14 protein-coding genes, 2 tRNA genes and 1 rRNA gene are annotated in these 18,600 nt (G+C 67.0%); 10 read left to right on the top strand and 7 right to left on the bottom strand.

The features are described from left to right. The first annotated feature begins 79 nt into the window (after positions 1–79). Entirely contained in the window at positions 80–1,627 is a 1,548-nt protein-coding gene (locus tag LPA45_RS23555) for an AMP-binding protein (RefSeq protein WP_317924314.1), read from the top strand. A gap of 214 nt (positions 1,628–1,841) precedes the next feature. Next, entirely contained in the window at positions 1,842–4,622 is a 2,781-nt protein-coding gene (locus LPA45_RS23550) for a LuxR C-terminal-related transcriptional regulator (protein WP_317924316.1), read from the top strand. A gap of 75 nt (positions 4,623–4,697) precedes the next feature. Here the strand turns inward: LPA45_RS23550 and LPA45_RS23545 are convergent, their stop codons facing one another. Together LPA45_RS23545 and LPA45_RS23540 are read right to left on the bottom strand one after the other, a co-directional pair. Continuing rightward, positions 4,698–5,369, bottom strand: a complete 672-nt coding sequence (locus tag LPA45_RS23545) for a nitroreductase (protein ID WP_116323866.1) — start codon at positions 5,367–5,369, stop codon at positions 4,698–4,700. 62 nt (positions 5,370–5,431) lie between these two features. Beyond that, positions 5,432–6,307, bottom strand: coding sequence for a crotonase/enoyl-CoA hydratase family protein (locus LPA45_RS23540; RefSeq protein WP_317924317.1), 876 nt, complete (start codon positions 6,305–6,307; stop codon positions 5,432–5,434). A 202-nt stretch (positions 6,308–6,509) separates the two neighbouring features. Between LPA45_RS23540 and LPA45_RS23535 the strand changes: the two genes are divergently transcribed. From LPA45_RS23535 to LPA45_RS23525, 3 genes are all read left to right on the top strand, one after another. After that, positions 6,510–7,481 carry a nitronate monooxygenase family protein gene (locus tag LPA45_RS23535; protein ID WP_317924318.1) on the top strand — a complete coding sequence of 324 codons (972 nt, stop codon included), beginning with the start codon at positions 6,510–6,512 and terminating at the stop codon, positions 7,479–7,481. Positions 7,482–7,485: 4 nt separating this feature from the next. Further along, entirely contained in the window at positions 7,486–7,947 is a 462-nt protein-coding gene (locus tag LPA45_RS23530; RefSeq protein WP_116323863.1) for a PaaI family thioesterase, read from the top strand. A 178-nt stretch (positions 7,948–8,125) separates the two neighbouring features. After that, positions 8,126–9,301 carry an acetyl-CoA C-acetyltransferase gene (locus LPA45_RS23525; RefSeq protein WP_317924319.1) on the top strand — a complete coding sequence of 392 codons (1,176 nt, stop codon included), beginning with the start codon at positions 8,126–8,128 and terminating at the stop codon, positions 9,299–9,301. 206 nt (positions 9,302–9,507) lie between these two features. On the opposite strand, the gene LPA45_RS23520 is transcribed toward LPA45_RS23525, so the two are convergent. The 3 genes from LPA45_RS23520 to LPA45_RS23510 form a co-directional block, all read right to left on the bottom strand. After that, positions 9,508–10,182 (bottom strand): histidine phosphatase family protein, encoded by a 675-nt coding sequence (locus tag LPA45_RS23520; RefSeq protein WP_116323861.1) that lies wholly within the window; start codon positions 10,180–10,182, stop codon positions 9,508–9,510. 169 nt (positions 10,183–10,351) lie between these two features. Further along, complete coding sequence (locus LPA45_RS23515; protein WP_317924320.1) at positions 10,352–11,038, bottom strand: TetR/AcrR family transcriptional regulator; 687 nt, start codon at positions 11,036–11,038, stop codon at positions 10,352–10,354. A gap of 293 nt (positions 11,039–11,331) precedes the next feature. Then, a complete protein-coding gene (locus tag LPA45_RS23510) occupies positions 11,332–12,234 on the bottom strand; it encodes a LysR family transcriptional regulator (protein WP_317924321.1) in 903 nt (300 codons plus the stop codon). Positions 12,235–12,332: 98 nt separating this feature from the next. On the opposite strand from LPA45_RS23510, the gene LPA45_RS23505 reads away from it, so the two are divergent. Both LPA45_RS23505 and LPA45_RS23500 read left to right on the top strand, forming a co-directional pair. Continuing rightward, a complete protein-coding gene (locus tag LPA45_RS23505) occupies positions 12,333–12,983 on the top strand; it encodes a glutathione S-transferase family protein (protein ID WP_317924322.1) in 651 nt (216 codons plus the stop codon). 58 nt (positions 12,984–13,041) lie between these two features. Further along, positions 13,042–14,013, top strand: a complete 972-nt coding sequence (locus tag LPA45_RS23500) for a pyridoxamine 5'-phosphate oxidase family protein (RefSeq protein ID WP_317924323.1) — start codon at positions 13,042–13,044, stop codon at positions 14,011–14,013. A 79-nt stretch (positions 14,014–14,092) separates the two neighbouring features. Here LPA45_RS23500 and LPA45_RS23495 read toward each other — a convergent pair whose 3' ends face one another. Both LPA45_RS23495 and LPA45_RS23490 read right to left on the bottom strand, forming a co-directional pair. After that, complete coding sequence (locus LPA45_RS23495) at positions 14,093–14,533, bottom strand: hypothetical protein (protein WP_116323855.1); 441 nt, start codon at positions 14,531–14,533, stop codon at positions 14,093–14,095. Positions 14,534–14,655: 122 nt separating this feature from the next. After that, on the bottom strand, positions 14,656–16,251 hold the full coding sequence (locus LPA45_RS23490) for a 3'-5' exonuclease family protein (protein ID WP_317924324.1): 1,596 nt from the start codon (positions 16,249–16,251) through the stop codon (positions 14,656–14,658). Between the two features lie 491 nt (positions 16,252–16,742). On the opposite strand from LPA45_RS23490, the gene LPA45_RS23485 reads away from it, so the two are divergent. From LPA45_RS23485 to LPA45_RS23475, 3 genes are all read left to right on the top strand, one after another. Beyond that, a 16S ribosomal RNA gene (locus LPA45_RS23485) occupies positions 16,743–18,276 on the top strand. Positions 18,277–18,338: 62 nt separating this feature from the next. Further along, positions 18,339–18,415, top strand: a tRNA-Ile gene (locus LPA45_RS23480). 12 nt (positions 18,416–18,427) lie between these two features. After that, positions 18,428–18,503, top strand: a tRNA-Ala gene (locus LPA45_RS23475). The last annotated feature ends 97 nt before the right edge of the window (positions 18,504–18,600 follow it).

The raw sequence follows: 18,600 nt of genomic DNA, 5'->3' as shown, positions 1-18,600 counted from the left end.
GGTTGAACCGGCAGGTCCTTCACAGAATGCGGGATCACCCATCCCAATCCAGCGAACCCATGTCGAGGAGCCCAACGCCATGCATCCGTCCATCCACGCGCAACGCACGCCAGAGAAGCCGGCCGTCATCATGGGCAGCAGCGGCGCAGTCGTCACGTATCGCGAACTGGACGAGCGTTCGAACCAGGTGGCGCACCTGTTCCGCGCAATGGGCCTGCGCCCGGGCGACCGGGTGGCCTTCATGCTGGAAAACCATCCGCGCATGTTCGAGCTGTGCTGGGGCGCGCAACGCAGCGGCATCGTCTATATCTGCCTGAGCACCAGGCTGAACGCGTCCGATGCCGCCTACATCGTCAACGACAGCGCTGCGCAGGTGCTGGTGACCACGCACGCCCAGGCGGAAATCGCGGCAGCGCTGGTGGCGCAGACGCCGGCGTTGAAGCGCCGGCTGATGCTCGACGGCACGGTGCCCGGCTACGACGCTTATGAACCGGCTTTGGCAAGCTGCCCTGCCACGCGTATCGTGGAGGAAGTGACCGGCGGCGACATGCTCTATTCGTCCGGCACCACGGGCCGGCCCAAGGGCGTGTATGCGCCGCCGGGCAGCCCGCGCATCGAGGATCCCACCACGCTGACCAGCCTGTGCCAGCGGCTTTATGGCTTCGACGCCGACACCCGCTACCTGTCGCCGGCGCCGCTGTACCATGCCGCGCCGCTGCGCTACAACATGTCGGTGCAGGCGCTGGGCGGCACCGCTGTGGTGATGGAGCATTTCGACGCGGAGCGGTACCTGGAGCTGGTGCAGCAGCACCGCATCACGCATACGCAGCTGGTGCCGACGATGTTCTCGCGCATGCTCAAGCTGCCCGAGGCGCAGCGCCAGGCCTATGACGTGTCGTCGCTGCGCGTGGCGATCCATGCCGCCGCGCCGTGCCCGGTGCAGGTCAAGGAGGCGATGATCGCCTGGTGGGGGCCGGTGATCTGGGAATACTACGCCGGCACCGAAGGCAACGGCGTGACCGTGGTCAGCACGCAGGAATGGCTGGAGCGCAAGGGCACCGTGGGCCGGGCCATGGTCGGCAAGCTGCGCATCTGCGGGCCCGACGGCGAATTGCAGCCTCCGGGCGAGCCGGGCACGATCTATTTTGCCGAAGGCCGCGCCTTCGAATACCACAACGACCCGGCCAAGACGGCCGAATCGCGCCATCCCCGGCATCCGGACTGGAGCACCATCGGCGACGTCGGCTATGCCGATGCGGACGGCTACCTGTTCCTGACCGATCGCAAGGCCAACATGATCATCTCGGGCGGCGTCAACATCTATCCGCAGGAGGCCGAGAACCTGCTGATGACGCACCCCAAGGTGCTGGACGTGGCGGTGATCGGCGTGCCCAACGAGGATTTCGGCGAAGAGGTCAAGGCCGTGGTGCAGCCGGCCGACATGGCGCAGGCCGGGCCGGAACTGGCGGCCGAGCTGATTGCGTTCTGCCGCGCCAACCTGTCCACCATCAAATGCCCGCGCTCGGTCGACTTCGAGTCCGAGCTGCCACGCTTGCCGACCGGCAAGCTGCTCAAGCGGTTGCTGCGCGACCGTTACTGGACCGGCCACGGCAACAAGCTGGTGTGACGGCTGCGCTGGCCCCCGGCCGGCGGGCCCTTAATCCAGCCGGAAGGCCGCCTGAAGAGACCCTGAACCCTCGGCGGCGCGCGTCCGCTTGCGTTTACGCCATAATTCCGTGTTCCATCACAGTCACGCCGGCCCGCCTGCGCCGCAGTGCGGGCGGGCGCATCGCTTCGCATTGCCGCTCCGCCGGTGCTGCGCGGAAGACGACAAAAGGCCAATGGCAAGTATCGAGGAGACCGGGCGGCGCATGCCGTCTGCCACCGGCGCCGGCGCCGCAGCGCTGGCCGCCAAGCTGCGTCCGCCGCTGCTGACGCCGTTCCAGGTCGAGCGCACGGCGATCTGCGACACCGTGTGCGCCGCGGACTTCGTCAAGCTCGTGCTGGTGCGCGCGCCCGCGGGCTTTGGCAAGACCACCGCCATGCTGCAGTGCCGTGCGCGCCTGGAAGCCGCCGGCGGGCGTACCGCCTGGCTCACGCTTGACCGCTCCGACAACGATGCCACGCGCTTCCTCGGCTCGATCGAGGCCGCCATCGCGCAGGCACTCGGCGCCGCCGCCCAGCCGCCCCGCTCGGGGCTGGTGCAGGATCCCGGCGAGCAGGCGCTGGCGCTGATCGACCGGCTGGCCAGCCACAGCGGCGCCTTCACGCTGTTCCTCGACGATTTCGAATCGATCCAGAACGCCGCCGTCAGCGGCCTGGTGTGGCAGATGGTCGAAAGCCTGCCACCGGGCTGCCGTGTCGTGATCGGCACGCGCTGGGTGCCGGAGAGCGGCCTGGGACGGCTGCGCGCGCGTGGCGAGCTGCTCGAGATCGAGCCGGCGCAACTGCGCTTCAGCGCCAGCGAGACCGAATCCTTCTTGCGCCATGCGCGCGGGCTCAAGCTGCAGCCGTCCGCCATCAGCGCGTTGCACCGGCGTACCGAAGGCTGGGCCACGGCGCTGTGGCTGGCCTCGGTGGCAATGGAGCGGCGCAGCCAGCCCGAGGGCTTCATCGCCGGCTTTTCCGGCTCCAACGCTGCGATTGCAGACTACCTGGTCGAAGATGTCTTCCTGCACCTGCCCGAGGCGGTGCGGGATTTCCTGTTGCGGACCTCGATCCTGGACCAGCTCTGCGGCCCGCTGTGCGACGCGGTCTGCCAGGCCACTCCGCCATCCGCCGGTGGCGCCGGCAGCAGCGACGAGATCCTGGCCTGGCTGGAGCGCGCCAACCTGTTCCTGCTGCCGCTGGAGAGCGAACGCTACGGCGAGCGCGGCACCGGCGCGGCGCCGGAGCAGTGGTACCGCTATCACAGCCTGTTTTCCGGCTTCCTGCGCGGCCAGCTGGCGCAGTCGATGCCGGAGGCCGTGCCCCAATTGCACCTCGCCGCCTCGCGCTGGTATGAAGCGCAGGGCCGCCCGGTGCCCGCCATCGAGCACGCGCTCGCGGCCGGCGCGCTGGGCCACGCCCTGGAATTGCTGGACGGCGCCGTCGACGACCTGCTGGGGCAGGGCCGCATGCGGCTGCTGACGCGCTGGCTGGAGGCGGTGCCGGCGGAGGAGCTCGCGCGCTGGCCGAAGCTGCAGATCGCGCATGCGTGGGCGGTGTCGTTCACGCGCGGCCCGGCCGACGCGATCGCGCTGCTGCAGGCGATCCCGACCGAGGGTGCGGCCGGCGACCTGCTCGCGCATATCCGCGCGCTGCGCCACGTGCTGCTCAACATGATGGACCGCTTCGACGACGCCCGAGCCTTCGCCCGCAACGAAGTCCCGCCGCTGCCGATGGGCTACGCTTTTCCGGACGCGATCCTGGGCACGTCCATGGCGCGGCTGGCCGCCGTCATCGGCGACTATCCCGAGGCTCGCCGGCTGCTGCAGATCGCGCGCCAGGCGGTGCGTGGCTCGGACAGCAACTTCAACAAGATCTTCTCGGAATCGGTGGAGGGCCTGATCGACCTGCGCCAGGGCCGGTTGCAGCAGGCGCTGGCGCGCTTCCGCATCGCCGCGCGCACGATGCTGCCGAACCGCTTCGGCCCGACCAACGGCAATGCCATGGCCGGCATCCTGCTCGCCGAAGGGCTGTACGAGAGCGGCGATACCGAACGCGCCAGCCGGCTGCTTACCGTGTATTTGCCGCTGTCGCGCGACCTCGGCCTGCCGGACCAGATCATCACCGGCCACACGGTGCTGGCCCGCATCGCCTTCGAGCGGGGCGAAGCCGACCAGGCGCACGAATGGCTGGCGCAGCTGGAGGCGCTCGGCCACCACCGCGGGCTGACCCGGCTGGTGATGGCGGCAATGCTGGAGCGCGCGCGGCTGGCACTGCGCCAGGGCAATGTGCACGCCGCGCAAGAGGCGATCGAGCGCGCCGCCGATCCGGCGCTGTGGCGCACGCGTCCGGGCGTCAGCTCGTTTGCCAGCGATGTCGAGGACATCTTTGTCGGAAGGCTGCGGCTGGATGTACACGCCCGCCCCGGGGCACAGGTGCGCGAGGCGATCGAGCGCGAACTGGCGGCCGCGACCAGCAACCAGCTGATGCGCCGCGCGCTCAAGCTGCGCATCCTGCTGGCGCACGCGTGCCAGCGCAACGGCGACGGCGCGCATGCCCTGGTGGTGATGGGGGAGGCGTTGCGCTTCGGCGCGGCCGAGGGCTTTGTGAGGATTTTTGCCGACGAAGGCGACGACGTGCGCCGGCTGGTGGCCGATGCCTGCGCTCGCCAGGGCGCCAGCCTGCCATCCGCCTACGTGGAAAAACTGCTGCAGGCATGCGGCCAGCAAGCCGGTGACACGCCGGCCGGCGCGACCGGACGGCCCGCACCGCCGGCACTGGTGGAGCCGCTGACGCCCAAGGAGCAGAAGGTGCTGCAACTGCTGGCCGAGGGCTTTTCCAACGTCGCCATGGCCGAGCGCCTGTTCGTGTCCGAGACCACGGTGCGCACGCACCTGCGCAATATCAGCGCCAAGCTGCACGCCAGCAACCGCACCCAGGCAGTGGCGATCGCGCGGCAGCTGGGCCTGCTCTGAGTCGGGCGCCGCGCGCGTGACTGCGCGCGGCGCCTGGGCCCGGATGCCGGCTCAGATGCCGACTCAGATGCCGACTCAGATGCCAATGAACTCGGCGAACTCCGTCAGCGGCGCACGCGCCGCGCGCAACTGGTTGGCCGGCGCCTCGGGATCCTCGTAGCCGATCGCCATGCCGGTGAACAGCATGCGCTCGGCAGGCAGTTGCAGGAAGCTGCCGATGGTCTCCGGATACATCGCCCAGCATTCCTGCGCGCAGCTGTCGAGCCCTTCTTCGCGCAGCAGCAGCATCACGGTCTGCAGGTACATGCCAAGGTCCGACCACTGCGGCGGGCCCATGCGCCGGTCCACGGTGCAGAACAGCGCCAGCGGCGCGCCGAAGAAGGTGAAGTTGTTGGCAAACTGCGCCAGCCGCCGCGCCTTGTCTTCGCGCGGGATGCCGAGGTAGTGGTAGAGCGCCTCGCCCACCTCGAAGCGCCGGTCGCGGTAGGGCGCAACCAGCTCGGGCGGGTAGACGTGGTATTCGCGGTCTTCGCCCTTGGGCGTGTGCGCGATGCGCTCGCGCATGATGCCGCGCAGGCGCTCCAGCGCCTCGCCGCCGATCACGTGGACATGCCACGGCTGCAGGTTGCCGCCCGACGGCGCGCGCGCCGCGGCATCGAGCACGCGGCGGATGGTGTCGGCTGGCACGGGCTTGTCCAGGAAGCCGCGTACGGACTTGCGGCTGGCGACGGCTTGACTGACTTTCATGCTGACTCCGGAAGGGTACGGTGGGGGCGCTGGCTTCAGGCGCTTCAGGTGCTTCAGGCGCTTCAGGCGAACGGCGGTTCGCCGCACCAGTCGAAGAAGTCCGGCAGGTCTTGCGAGACGGTGTCGGGGAACGCGGCAGGTCGCTTCTCCAGGAACGCGCTGACGCCTTCCTTGACGTCGGCGGAGCGCCCGCGCGACTGGATCGCCCGGCTGTCGAGCTTGTGCGCCTCCATGGGGTGGCTGGCTCCGGCCATGCGCCAGATCAGCTGGCGCGAGATCGCGACCGACACCGGCGCGGCGTTGTCGGCGATCTCCCGCGCGATCGCCCGCGCTGCCGGCAGCAGGTCTTCGGGCGCATGCAGCGAGCGCACCAGCCCGCGTTCATGCGCCTCCTGTGCCGAGAACACCCGGCCGGTATAGCACCATTCCAGCGCCGTCGAAACGCCGACCACGCGCGACAGGAACCACGACGACGCGGCCTCCGGCGTAATGCCGCGGCGCGCGAATACGAAGCCGAACTTGGCGTCGGTCGACGCCAGCCGGATATCCATTGGCAGTTGCATGGTCACACCCACGCCGACCGCGGCGCCGTTGACCGCGGCAATCACCGGCTTGAGGCTGCGGAAGATGCGCAGCGACACGCGGCCGCCACCGTCGCGGTGCGCCGTGTCCGGGCTGGCGCCATAGCGCTTCTCGAAATCGAAGGTCGAGCCGCCGCCGGACAGGTCGGCGCCGGCGCAGAAGGCGCGGCCCGAGCCGGTGACGATCACCGCACGGACGTTGTCGTCGGCATCGGTGGCGTCGAAGGCGGCAATCAGGTCCTGCATCATCTGCGCGGTGAAGGCGTTGAGCTGGTCCGGGCGATGCAGCGTGATGGTGGCGACACCGTCTTCGACGGCGTAGCGCAGGGTTTCGAACGAAGGCGTGGCTTGCGTCATGGCGACTCCTGCTGGGGAAGGGGGGGCGAGAAATGCCGGGCCCCGGGGCCGCGAGGGTGCGGGCCGGCGTGCGGGGACAGCCAACACTAGTGCAGAATGCGCCGCCCGCAATCGTCGCTTCCGACGAAGCCTCGCGCAGGCCCGCGCCGTAGACTGGCCCGAACGCCGGCAAGGCCCGCTAGCTGACAGCAAAAGGACAATCATGAAGACTCGAATCACCGAACTGCTTGGCATCCGCTACCCCATCATCCAGGGCGGCATGCAATGGGTCGGCTATGCGGAAATGGCCGCGGCCGTCTCCAACGCCGGCGGGCTGGGCATCCTCACCGCGCTGACGCAGCCGACCCCCGAGGCGCTGGGCGAAGAAATCCGCCGCTGCCGCGATATGACCGACAAGCCATTCGGCGTGAACCTGACGCTGCTGCCTTCGATCAACCCGCCGCCCTACGCGCGCTACCTCGACGTCATCATCGAGAACGGCGTCACGGTGCTGGAGACCGCGGGCAACAACCCGAAGGAACACATCGCCCGCGCCAAGGCTGCCGGCATGAAGGTGATCCACAAGTGTGTGGCGATCCGCCATGCGCTGTCGGCCGAGCGCCTGGGCGTCGACGCGGTGTCGATCGACGGCTTCGAGTGCGCCGGCCACCCCGGTGAGGACGATGTCCCGGGCATGGTGCTGATCCCGCTGGCGGCGCGCAAATTGTCGGTGCCGGTGATCGCCTCGGGCGGCATTGCCGACGGCCGCGGCATGGCCGCCGCGCTGGTCCTGGGCGCCGAGGGCGTGAACATGGGCACGCGCTTCTGCGCCACCCAGGAAGCGCCGATCCACGACAACGTCAAGCAGGCGCTGGTGCAGGCCAGCGAGCGCGACACCAACCTGATCTTCCGCACGCTGCACAACACCGCGCGCGTGCTGAAGAACGCCGTGTCGGATGAAGTCGTGAGCATCGAGCGCCGCCCCGGCGGCGCGCAGTTCGAAGACGTCAAGCACCTGGTTGCCGGCGTGCGCGGCAAGGCCGCGCTGAAGGCGGGCGAGACCGATGGCGGCATCATCAGCGCCGGCCAGTGCGTGGGCCTGATTGACGACGTGCCGAGCTGCGAGGAACTGCTTGCGCGCATGGTCCGCGAATGCCGCGAGCACCTTGGCTCCGCCTCGCGCTGCTTCGCCTGACGCCATGGCCGAAGCCGGAATCGAGGCGGCAATGCCGCAAGCGGCCGACAGCACCGGTGGCATGGCCGTGCCGGAGGGCTTCGTGCCGCTGCCGCAACCGGGCGGCTACATGGCCAACTTCGGCCAGCTCTACCTGAACCGCGAACGCCGCACGCTGGCGGTGCGCATCGACGAGAGCCATCTCAACAACCTGGGCATCCCGCACGGCGGCATGCTGGCGACGCTGGCCGATACCGCCATCGGCATGATGATGTCGCTGGAGACCGGCCGCGAGAAGAGCGCAGTCACCGTCAACCTGAGCCTGGACTTCCTGGACTCCGCGCGGCTGGGCGACTGGGTCGAGGCGCGCGTGGAGTTCGACAAGCTCGGCTCGCGGCTGCGCTACGGCACTTGCCGGCTGGTCAGCGGCGAGCGCTGCCTGCTGCGCGCCACCGCGATCTTCGCGGTGCTCGGCCCGCGCAGCTGACACCGCCCTGAGTTCGCCCTGAGTTCGCCCTGAGGCGGCCGGCTAACTTCGTCGCTTCCGACGACGCTGGCAGGCCGGCCCGGGACAACAATACGGGCCAACCCTGCCGGCAGTCGCCGGCACCCCGCATCAAGCACCGGCCGGTCGCGGGGCGGCTGGCACCGAACAAGGAGATCACATGGCAGAGGCATATATCGTCGCCGCGGCACGGACCGCCGGCGGGCGCAAGGGCGGCAAGCTGTCGGGCTGGCATCCGGCCGACCTCGCCGCGCAGGTGCTCGATGCGCTGGTCGAGCGCACCGGCGCGGATCCCGCGCTGGTCGAAGACGTCATCATGGGCTGCGTCAGCCAGGTCGGCGAGCAGGCCGGCAACGTGGCGCGCAACGCCATCCTCGCCTCGCGGCTGCCGGAAAGCGTGCCGGGCACGTCGGTCGACCGCCAGTGCGGCTCGTCGCAGCAGGCGCTGCACTTTGCCGCGCAGGCGGTGATGTCGGGCGCGATGGATATCGTGATTGCGGCCGGTGTGGAAAGCATGACGCGCGTGCCGATGGGCCTGTCGTCGCAGCTGCCGGCCAAGAACGGCTTCGGCGTGCCCAAGAGCGCGGGTATCGAGGCGCGCTACCCCGGCGTGCAGTTCAGCCAGTTCACCGGCGCCGAGATGATCGCGCGCAAGTACAACCTGTCGCGCGAGCAGCTCGATGCCTACGCGCTGCTGAGCCACCAGCGCGCGGCGGCAGCGACCAAGGCGGGTCGCTTCAATGCCGAGATCATCCCGGTCGAAGTGCGCACCGCCGACGGTGCCAATGGCGAAATGCATACCGCCGACGAAGGCATTCGCTATGACGCCACGCAGGAAAGCATCGGCGCGGTCAAGCTGATCGCCGAAGGCGGCCGCGTGACCGCTGCCTCCTCGAGCCAGATCTGCGACGGCGCCGCTGGCCTGCTGGTGGTCAACGAGGCTGGCCTGAAGAAGCTCGGCGTCAAGCCGCTGGCGCGCGTGCACCATATGACCGTGATCGGCCACGACCCGGTGGTGATGCTCGAAGCGCCGCTGCCGGCCACCATGCACGCGCTGAAGAAGGCCGGCATGAGCATCAACGAGATCGACCTGTTCGAAGTCAACGAAGCCTTCGCGCCGGTGCCGCTGGCCTGGCTGCAGGCGACCGGTGCCGATCCGGAGCGCCTCAACGTGCATGGCGGCGCGATCGCGCTGGGCCATCCGCTGGGCGGCTCGGGCGCCAAGCTGATGACGACGCTGGTGCATGCGCTGCATACGCACGGCAAGCGCTACGGCCTGCAGACCATGTGCGAAGGCGGCGGGCTGGCCAACGTGACCATCGTCGAACGCCTGTAAGGCGTGGGCGCCTGTGTCGGGCGCCTGAGGCAGGAATGCAGCAGTAACAGGTAGTAAAGGGAGAAGGACCGGCGGCGCGGGCATGTCAAACTGCCCGCGCCAGTTGCCGGAGCGCAGTTGTTGGAGCGATTACCACCGCGTTCACGCCAAAGAGAAAACCCGCCGTCAGGCGGGTTTGTCGTTGTTGCGCGGGGTGCCTGTGGCTTTCAGGCAAAGGTCAGTGCGCTACGGCGTTCCGGCCGATCCAGGTGCGGGATGTTGTTGAAGCTCAGCAAGCGCTGCACCCCGCGGCCGACGATGATTTCGCAGAACGCGGTATTGCGGAACTGCAGGTTCATTTCGATGGCGCTGGCCGCGGGGGCACCGAGCAGGTCGGCCGTGGCGCGGCCGATGGCGCCGCCGGAACTGACCACGAGGATGGCGTCTTCACGTGTGGTGCCCTCGCAGGCCTGCGCCAGTGCGCCGGAGATGCGTGCGCCGAAATCTCCCCAGCTTTCGGTCATGTCGGCCAGGCCATCCTGGGTCCAGGCGTGGTAGGCGGCGCGGAACGTGCGCCAGTAGTCGTTGTAGTCCCCGTTCTGGTGGGCGCGGTGGTCGGCGCCGCCGGTGTGGCAGCGGTATAGCGCCTCACCGTCGTATTCGTTCAGGCCCACATGGGTCGCGATCTGCGTTGCCGGCTCGCCCATCGCCGTCAGGATTTCACGCGCAGTGTCTTGCTGGCGCACCAGGCTGCCAGCCGCCACGCGCGCGAAACGGACGCCGCGCTCGCTGAAGTACTCCCCCAGCCAGCGCGCCTGCTGGCGGCCGGTCTCCGACAGGCAATCGTAGTTGGCGGCGCCAAACGAGGCTTGTCCGTGACGGACGAGGAAAAGCGTGGCCATGTGCGGTCTCAGTAGGCATAGAAGCAGTCAGCATGGACGCATTCTAGAGAGACCGTGCGCCGCCGCCAAGCAAGCCCTACGGAATTCATAGCCGCCATGGGCGCGCTGCATTACCGCGCTGTTTTACTGCATCAAGCGGCGTCGGCGGCATTCGGCGGCGGTAGCGGCGTCATGCCAGCGCGTTGTCAGTGACGCCGAGGTAGCCCGCCATCATGCGGCTCAGTTCGGGGATCATCCGTTCATCGTCGAGATGCAGCGGCCCGGAATCATTCAGCAGGGCATTGACCAGCACGCTGAAAACGGCCTGCATGGCAAAGCGCACGCGCAGCTCGGCGATATCCGCGGGCAGCGACAGCCGTGGCACCAGCAGTTGCACCATGCGCTCGACGATCGCTTCGCCGCTCTGCCGGTGGGGCTGCCACTCTTCCGGCTTTGTCGACGCATGCCGCAGCGAAGCGCGCATCACGCCGCGATTGGCCAGCGTGCCCAGCACCATGAAGCGCGCGGCCTTGTCCAGCAGCACGGAGGTCGGCACGTCTTCCCAGCGCTCCTGTGCGAGGTAGCGGTCGATCGATGCCGACGTTTCCTCCATTACCAGCGCGCGCAACGCCTCGAAAAAGGCCATCTTGTCGCGGAAACGGCCATAGAAGGCGCCGACCGACACCTGGCACGCAGCGGCGATCTGGGCCACCGAAACCGCGGCGAAATCGCGCTTCGCCAGCAATTCGCGGCCTGCGCCGAGCAGGGCCTGCTCGGTTTCGCGCGCGCGCCGCTGCCGTGGCGGCTGCAGGATCGAAGGCGTATCGATACGGGGAAAGGAGGAGGTGGCCGAAAGGCCGGACGACGTCGCTGGCATAGGGATTTTCCGTATTCGAATTCGGATTCGCTTTTGAAAAATACCGGTGTGCGCCGCGCTGCGTCAAGGCTTTTGTCGGGTGGCCGGTTGCTGCCAACGGGTGGGTGGCCACACATGCGCGCACGGCACGCATGCCCGTTGCACCGCGTCGCGGATGCCCTGGCGGGCAGCATCAGAGCGAGCCGAACACCACGCCGAGACCATATGTGAACGAAGCGGCCATGCCGCCGATCAGGATCTGCCGCTGCGCTGAAAACCGATGTTTCGGCGTTTTGGTCGTGTCACCGCAATTGTCAGCGGAAGCGCGGACTGAGGTCGTCGCGCATCCAGTCGATAAACGCGCGCGTGCGCGCCGGCAGCAGGCGCGCGTGGGGATAGATCAGCGACAGCGGCCAGGCCGGCTGCTCGAACGTCTCTAGCACGATGCGCAGCTTGCGCGCCTGGACCAGCTCCACCACCTGGTACGAAAGAAAGTTGCCAAAGCCGGCGCCCTCCGCGCAAGCGGCCACGGCGGGCGCGGTCTGGTTGAACTCGAGGTTACCCGTCACCTGCACCTGGAACGGCTTGCCGTTTTCCTGGAACGTCCACCAGTGCGCGGCATTGCCGGTGAAGTGCACGCAATTGGCGCGCGCGAGGTCGTCGGGGTGGCGCGGCATGCCATGCTTGCGCAGGTAGGCGGGGGTGGCCACGACCACGCGGCGGATATGGCCGACCGGCTGCGCCACCAGTGTTGAATCCGCCAGCGGGCCGATGCGTACGCCCACGTCGAGTTCTTCTTCCAGCAGGTTCACCACGCGGTCGGTGAATTCCATGCGGCAGCGCACGCGCGGATAGCGCTGCACGAAGCGCGTGACCGCCGGCGCGATATACATCTGGCCGAACAGCACTGGCGCGGTCAATGTGAGCTGGCAGCTGGGCTCGACATGGCTGGCGGTCAGGCCGGCCTCGACTTCATCGATGGTGGCCAGGATGCGGCGGCAGCTGTCCAGGTAGCTGCGCCCTTCGCCGGTCAGCGACAGCCGCCGCGTGGTGCGGTTGAGCAGCCGCACCTGCAGCTCGGATTCGAGCGCGGCCAGTGTGCGCACCACCGCGGGCAGGGAGGTGTGCAGCGTCGCCGCGGCGGCCGTCAGGCTGCCCGCGTCGACGATCCGCACGAAGGTCTGCATGGCTCGAAGCTTGTCCATGGCGCCACACATTACTCCAATTTTTGGAGTAGTCAAATATCAAGTACCCCATTTATTGCATCGCCTTCCGCGTCCAGAATCCGGCTATCCCAACCCCCGAGGAGTGTGTCATGCAAGCCGCCAGCCATCCCGCCGAGCCCCGCGTTCCGCTCGTCCTTTACCGCTCGCCGCTGTCGGGCCACGCCCATCGCGCCGAGTTGTTTCTGTCGCTGCTGGGATTGCCGTACCGGCTGATCGACGTCGACCTGCGCGGCGGCGAACAGCATCGCGAGCCGTTCCTGCGGCTCAACCCATTCGGCCAGGTGCCGGTGCTTGACGACAACGGCGTGGTGCTGGGCGATTCCAACGCGATCCTGGTCTACCTGGCCTCGCGCTACGACGATGGCCGCTGGCTGCCGCGCGACCCGGTCGGGATGGCGCGGGTGCAGCGCTGGCTGTCGGTGGCCGCTGGTGAAATCGCCTTCGGTCCCAATGCTGCGCGCCTGGGCGTGCTGTTCGGCCGGCCGGTGCCGCTGGAGGACGCCATCGCCCGCGCGCAGCGGTTGTTCGTGCTGATGGAATCCCTGCTGGCCGAGCAGCCGTTCCTGGCCGCGGCCCATGCCACGGTCGCCGACGTCGCCGCCTACAGCTACATCGCCCGCGCCGAAGAAGGCAACGTGCCGCTGGCGCCGTACCCCGCGCTGAATGCGTGGCTACGCCGCATCGAAGCGCTGCCCGGCTTCGTGCCGATGATCGTATCCCGGCCCGGCCGGGCTGCCTGAGGCCGGCTAAACCCAGGGCCGCCGCGCGAGCGCCGGCCGCACTGCCAAGGAGTCCATCATGGAACTGCCCGTCTGGCCGCATGCCGGCCTGCCTTTCCACTCTGGGGAACTGGTCGCGCAGGAGCGCGCCGGCAAGCGCGAACGCATGGCGACGGCCGGCGGGCGGGTGATCCGCGGCGAGATGCCCGAACAGCATCGCGACTTCTTTGCCCAGTTGCCATTCCTGCTGGTCGGCGCGGTCGATGCCGTCGGCCTGCCGTGGGCATCGGTGCTCGCCGGCGCGCCCGGGTTTGCTCACAGCCCTGACTCCACGCACTTGCGCATCGATGCCCTGCCACTGCCCGGCGATCCGCTGGAACATGCTCTGGAACACGGCGCCCGCATCGGCTTGCTTGGCATCGAGCTCCCCACGCGCCGGCGCAACCGCATGAATGGCATCGTGGTCGCGCTTGACCAGGGCGGGTTCACGGTCGAGGTCGAGCAAAGCTTCGGGAACTGCCCGCGTTATATCCAGCTGCGCGAAGCCACCGCGGCCGTGCCGGGAACGCCCATGCCGGCCTCGCACGGCACGACGCTGGATGACGAGGCGGCAGCATCGCTGCGCGCGGCCGATACGCTTTTCATCGCCACCAGCCATGCCGCCTCGGCGGAGGAGGGCGAGCACACCGGCGGCGTCGATGTGTCGCATCGCGGCGGCAAGCCGGGCTTTATCCGCGTGGACGACGGTGGCACGCTGACCTTCCCGGATTTCAACGGCAACAACTTCTTCAATACTGTTGGCAACCTGCTGGCGAACCCGCGCGCCGGGCTGGTGGTTCCCGATTTTGCCGAAGGCGCACTGCTCCATGTCGGCGGGCATGCCGAAGTGATCTGGGACGGCGCCGAGCTGGCAGCGTTCGCCGGGGCGGAGCGGCTGGTGCGGCTGCATGTCGAGCGGGTGGTGCGGCGCCCGTCGGTGCTGCGGACGCGCTGGCAGTTGCGCGAATACTCGCCGGTGCTGGCTGCCACGGGAGACTGGCCGGCGGTTTGAGCGGTGCGCCCCACTCTGCGACGGGCGGGCGGACCCGATCCCGCTGGCCGTGGGGCATCTAAAGGCGCCGTGCTGCCGGTCAGCCGTGTCTGCGGTATTTCAGTGCGGCACAGTGGCCGACCAGTGTGCTGATGCAGCAGGCATCGCCGCTCCATTCGCCGCCGATGACGATGCCGTCCGGGCCCGCGATCAGCTTGCGCTGGCAATGGCCCGGCACCGGCGTGCGCTCCATCCCGGCATCGCGGGGGCCGCTTCCTGGCGGGCGCGCTGCCGGGATGGTCTCGTTCCAGACGTAGGCAGTGCCGGACGGCATCGCCTGAACCGCCTGTGGCGGTCCCCACTGGCGCTTGGCCTCGTCGACAGATACGTTCTTCCAGGAGTCGAAGATGTCCTGCATCGCGCCGCCGCCCAGGCTGGCACACGCGCCGGTGAAGGCCCCGGCCCAGAGGATGGCCAGGCACGCGCGCAAGCGCACAGGGCCACGGGCCGTTTCGGCAGGTCGGAACAGGTTGGCAGGCATGGACACTCCGCATCGGCGCGCCCGGCGGCAAGGGCAGGTCCGTCGAGACTAACGGAAGGGCGCGCTTGCTCACAAGCACGGTCTGCGCGCCAGCACACACACCCGGCAGCCGGCGGCGCGGTTCAGTCGGCGAACAGGTCCAGGGTTTGCTGTCCGGCCACGCGGGTGGGCCTGCGTGGGGCGGGCCCGGATGCGGCGCGCGCCGGCCGCACCACGTCCTGCGGCATGGCCGGCGGAGTCAGCTCGAACAGGCTCGCTACCGGCAGCGGGACCGTTTCCGGCATCCACTGTGCCATGCGCGGGGCCAGGATATGGTAGGTGTCCAGGTCGAAGTGCGCCGGTGCATCGGCCAGTGCGCGGGCCTCGTCCAGCGTGGCTGCGCAACCCAGATAGCACCAGTCGCTGGCGACATGCCACCACGCGCGTCCGGCATGTTCCTCGCGCCATGCCACGGGGCCATCGAAAGGCCACGCCACCAGTGCCAGCGTTTCCAGTGCGGTGGCCAGCCGGGCGCGGTGCGCGGCGGACGGCTCGGCGCCGACGCATGCGCCGGCGCAGCGGTGGACCTGCCGCGCGAAGCAGGGGCTGCCCCGGCGCGTGGTCTTTTCCAGTGACAGCGTTGCCATGCACAATCCGTGTTCTTCGGCCAGCGCACGCAAGCGCGCCTCGGCCGCGCCGCGGCTGCCGAAGGCGCCGAACAGATCGCGGTGCCGGCAGAAATCGGTGTCACGGCTGGTGCGCAGGCGCGGCACTGGCAACTGCGGCGGCAGCTCCCATGCGTAGAGCCGGGCATTGCTGCGCAGCAGCTGGTTATGGACAGGCTGCATCGCCTTGACCAGCCTGGCTTCGAGCAGCAGCGCGCCGGTCTCGCCGCCGGTCTCGCGCCACTCGACCCGGCGCACCAGCCGCGCCAGCCGCATATCCTTGCCGTAGCGGTAGTCCCCGGAGAAATGGGCGCCGATGCGCTGGCGCAGGTGCACGCTCTTGCCTACGTACAGCGGGACGTCGTCGTCGCCATAGAAGATATAGACACCCGGGGTGGCAGGCACGTCTTCCAGCGCGGTCTCGTCCAGACCTGCGGGCAGGCTGGCGCGTCGTACCAGGGAGCGCACTGCGGATTCGACCAGTTCGACCGAATAGGTGTCGTGGATCTTCTGCCAGAACTGCCAGAGCAGTTCGGCATCGGCCAGGGCGCGGTGGCGGCCCTTGGGCGTCAGGCCAAAGCGGGCAATCAGCGCATCGAGGCCATGGCGTTCCACGGATGGGTACAGCGAGCGCGACAGGCGTATCGTGCACAGCACATCCGCACGGAATGTGACGCCGGCGCGCCGGAAGGCATTCTTCAGGAAGCCATAGTCGAAGCGGGCGTTATGGGCCACGAAAAGACGGCCCTGCAGGCGCTCTGCAAGTGGCTCGGCGAGTGACTCGAACGTTGGCTGTCCGCGCACCATTTCGTCGGAGATGCCGGTCATGCGCTGGATAAACGGCGGGATCCCCATGCCGGGGTCCAGCAACGTGTCCCATTCTGTAATCCCGTCCGGGCCGACCTCGACGACGCCGATCTCGGTGATCCGGTCACGCTGGGCATCGGCACCGGTGGTTTCCAGGTCGACGAAAACGATCGGCCGCGACAGCGCCGTGGCGAGCGCCAGGGCATCTGCAAAGTGTTTGCCATCCGCGGGCATGCGCGACGGCAGGTAAGTAGGCATATCCGGCATCAGCCGATTTTAAGTGCCCAGCGATGGCGGCACGAAGAAGTTTTCCGAAACCCCTTGCCAAGCCCGTTGGCGTCGCTTAATATTCGCCCCCTCGCAACACAACGCGGCGCTGCAAAGCAGCACTGGCAAGGGTTGCGGGGTCGACCGGGAGGTTGGCGCAGCGAAGTTTGCAGCGCTGACCGCAGCAAAAAAAGCTTGCTGAAACGGTTGACGAAACGAAGAAAGCTCTGCATAATCTCGTTTCTCTGCTGCAGACAACGCAGCGCGCTGAACGGCGAAGCCGGGAAGCGAAGTTCTTTAACAAACAAACAACCGATAAGTGTGGGCGCTGGGTAGCGGACGCCACTGTCTTCGGACGGTGCTGCTTCACAAGTTATACAGTGCTCGCACAGCAAAACGTGACTGGGTCTTCGGATCTGGTCAGTCAGTTTTCTGAGAGTGAGCGACCGCTCGAAAGAGCGAGGGAGCCGCGAGGCTTCCACACAGAGATTGAACTGAAGAGTTTGATCCTGGCTCAGATTGAACGCTGGCGGCATGCCTTACACATGCAAGTCGAACGGCAGCACGGGCTTCGGCCTGGTGGCGAGTGGCGAACGGGTGAGTAATACATCGGAACGTGCCCTGTCGTGGGGGATAACTAGTCGAAAGATTAGCTAATACCGCATACGACCTGAGGGTGAAAGCGGGGGACCGGTAACGGCCTCGCGCGACAGGAGCGGCCGATGTCTGATTAGCTAGTTGGTGGGGTAAGAGCCTACCAAGGCGACGATCAGTAGCTGGTCTGAGAGGACGATCAGCCACACTGGGACTGAGACACGGCCCAGACTCCTACGGGAGGCAGCAGTGGGGAATTTTGGACAATGGGGGCAACCCTGATCCAGCAATGCCGCGTGTGTGAAGAAGGCCTTCGGGTTGTAAAGCACTTTTGTCCGGAAAGAAATGGCTCTGGTTAATACCCGGGGTCGATGACGGTACCGGAAGAATAAGCACCGGCTAACTACGTGCCAGCAGCCGCGGTAATACGTAGGGTGCGAGCGTTAATCGGAATTACTGGGCGTAAAGCGTGCGCAGGCGGTTTGATAAGACAGGCGTGAAATCCCCGAGCTTAACTTGGGAATGGCGCTTGTGACTGTCAGGCTAGAGTATGTCAGAGGGGGGTAGAATTCCACGTGTAGCAGTGAAATGCGTAGAGATGTGGAGGAATACCGATGGCGAAGGCAGCCCCCTGGGACGTCACTGACGCTCATGCACGAAAGCGTGGGGAGCAAACAGGATTAGATACCCTGGTAGTCCACGCCCTAAACGATGTCAACTAGTTGTTGGGGATTCATTTCTTCAGTAACGTAGCTAACGCGTGAAGTTGACCGCCTGGGGAGTACGGTCGCAAGATTAAAACTCAAAGGAATTGACGGGGACCCGCACAAGCGGTGGATGATGTGGATTAATTCGATGCAACGCGAAAAACCTTACCTACCCTTGACATGCCACTAACGAAGCAGAGATGCATCAGGTGCCCGAAAGGGAAAGTGGACACAGGTGCTGCATGGCTGTCGTCAGCTCGTGTCGTGAGATGTTGGGTTAAGTCCCGCAACGAGCGCAACCCTTGTCTCTAGTTGCTACGCAAGAGCACTCTAGAGAGACTGCCGGTGACAAACCGGAGGAAGGTGGGGATGACGTCAAGTCCTCATGGCCCTTATGGGTAGGGCTTCACACGTCATACAATGGTGCGTACAGAGGGTTGCCAACCCGCGAGGGGGAGCTAATCCCAGAAAACGCATCGTAGTCCGGATCGTAGTCTGCAACTCGACTACGTGAAGCTGGAATCGCTAGTAATCGCGGATCAGCATGCCGCGGTGAATACGTTCCCGGGTCTTGTACACACCGCCCGTCACACCATGGGAGTGGGTTTTGCCAGAAGTAGTTAGCCTAACCGCAAGGAGGGCGATTACCACGGCAGGGTTCATGACTGGGGTGAAGTCGTAACAAGGTAGCCGTATCGGAAGGTGCGGCTGGATCACCTCCTTTCTAGAGGCTTGTGTCTCAAGCCTAGCGTTCACACTTATCGGTTTGTTTGCTGTTACAGCCAAGGGTCTGTAGCTCAGGTGGTTAGAGCACCGTCTTGATAAGGCGGGGGTCGTAGGTTCAAGTCCTACCAGACCCACCAAGTTATCCATGCGGGGGATTAGCTCAGCTGGGAGAGCACCTGCTTTGCAAGCAGGGGGTCGTCGGTTCGATCCCGTCATCCTCCACCATCGCTTCGATGGGCCTGGTTACCTTGGATTGGTGGTCAAATGCAAGCGCTTAGGATTGAGCGTTTGCATTTGGCATTGCCAAGCGATCGCAAGATCG

Source organism: Cupriavidus sp. Agwp_2, from assembly GCF_040784895.1.
Classification (GTDB): Bacteria; Pseudomonadota; Gammaproteobacteria; order Burkholderiales; family Burkholderiaceae; genus Cupriavidus.
Note: the sequence above shows the minus strand (reverse complement) of the source record. Positions and strands in the feature narration are given on the sequence as shown.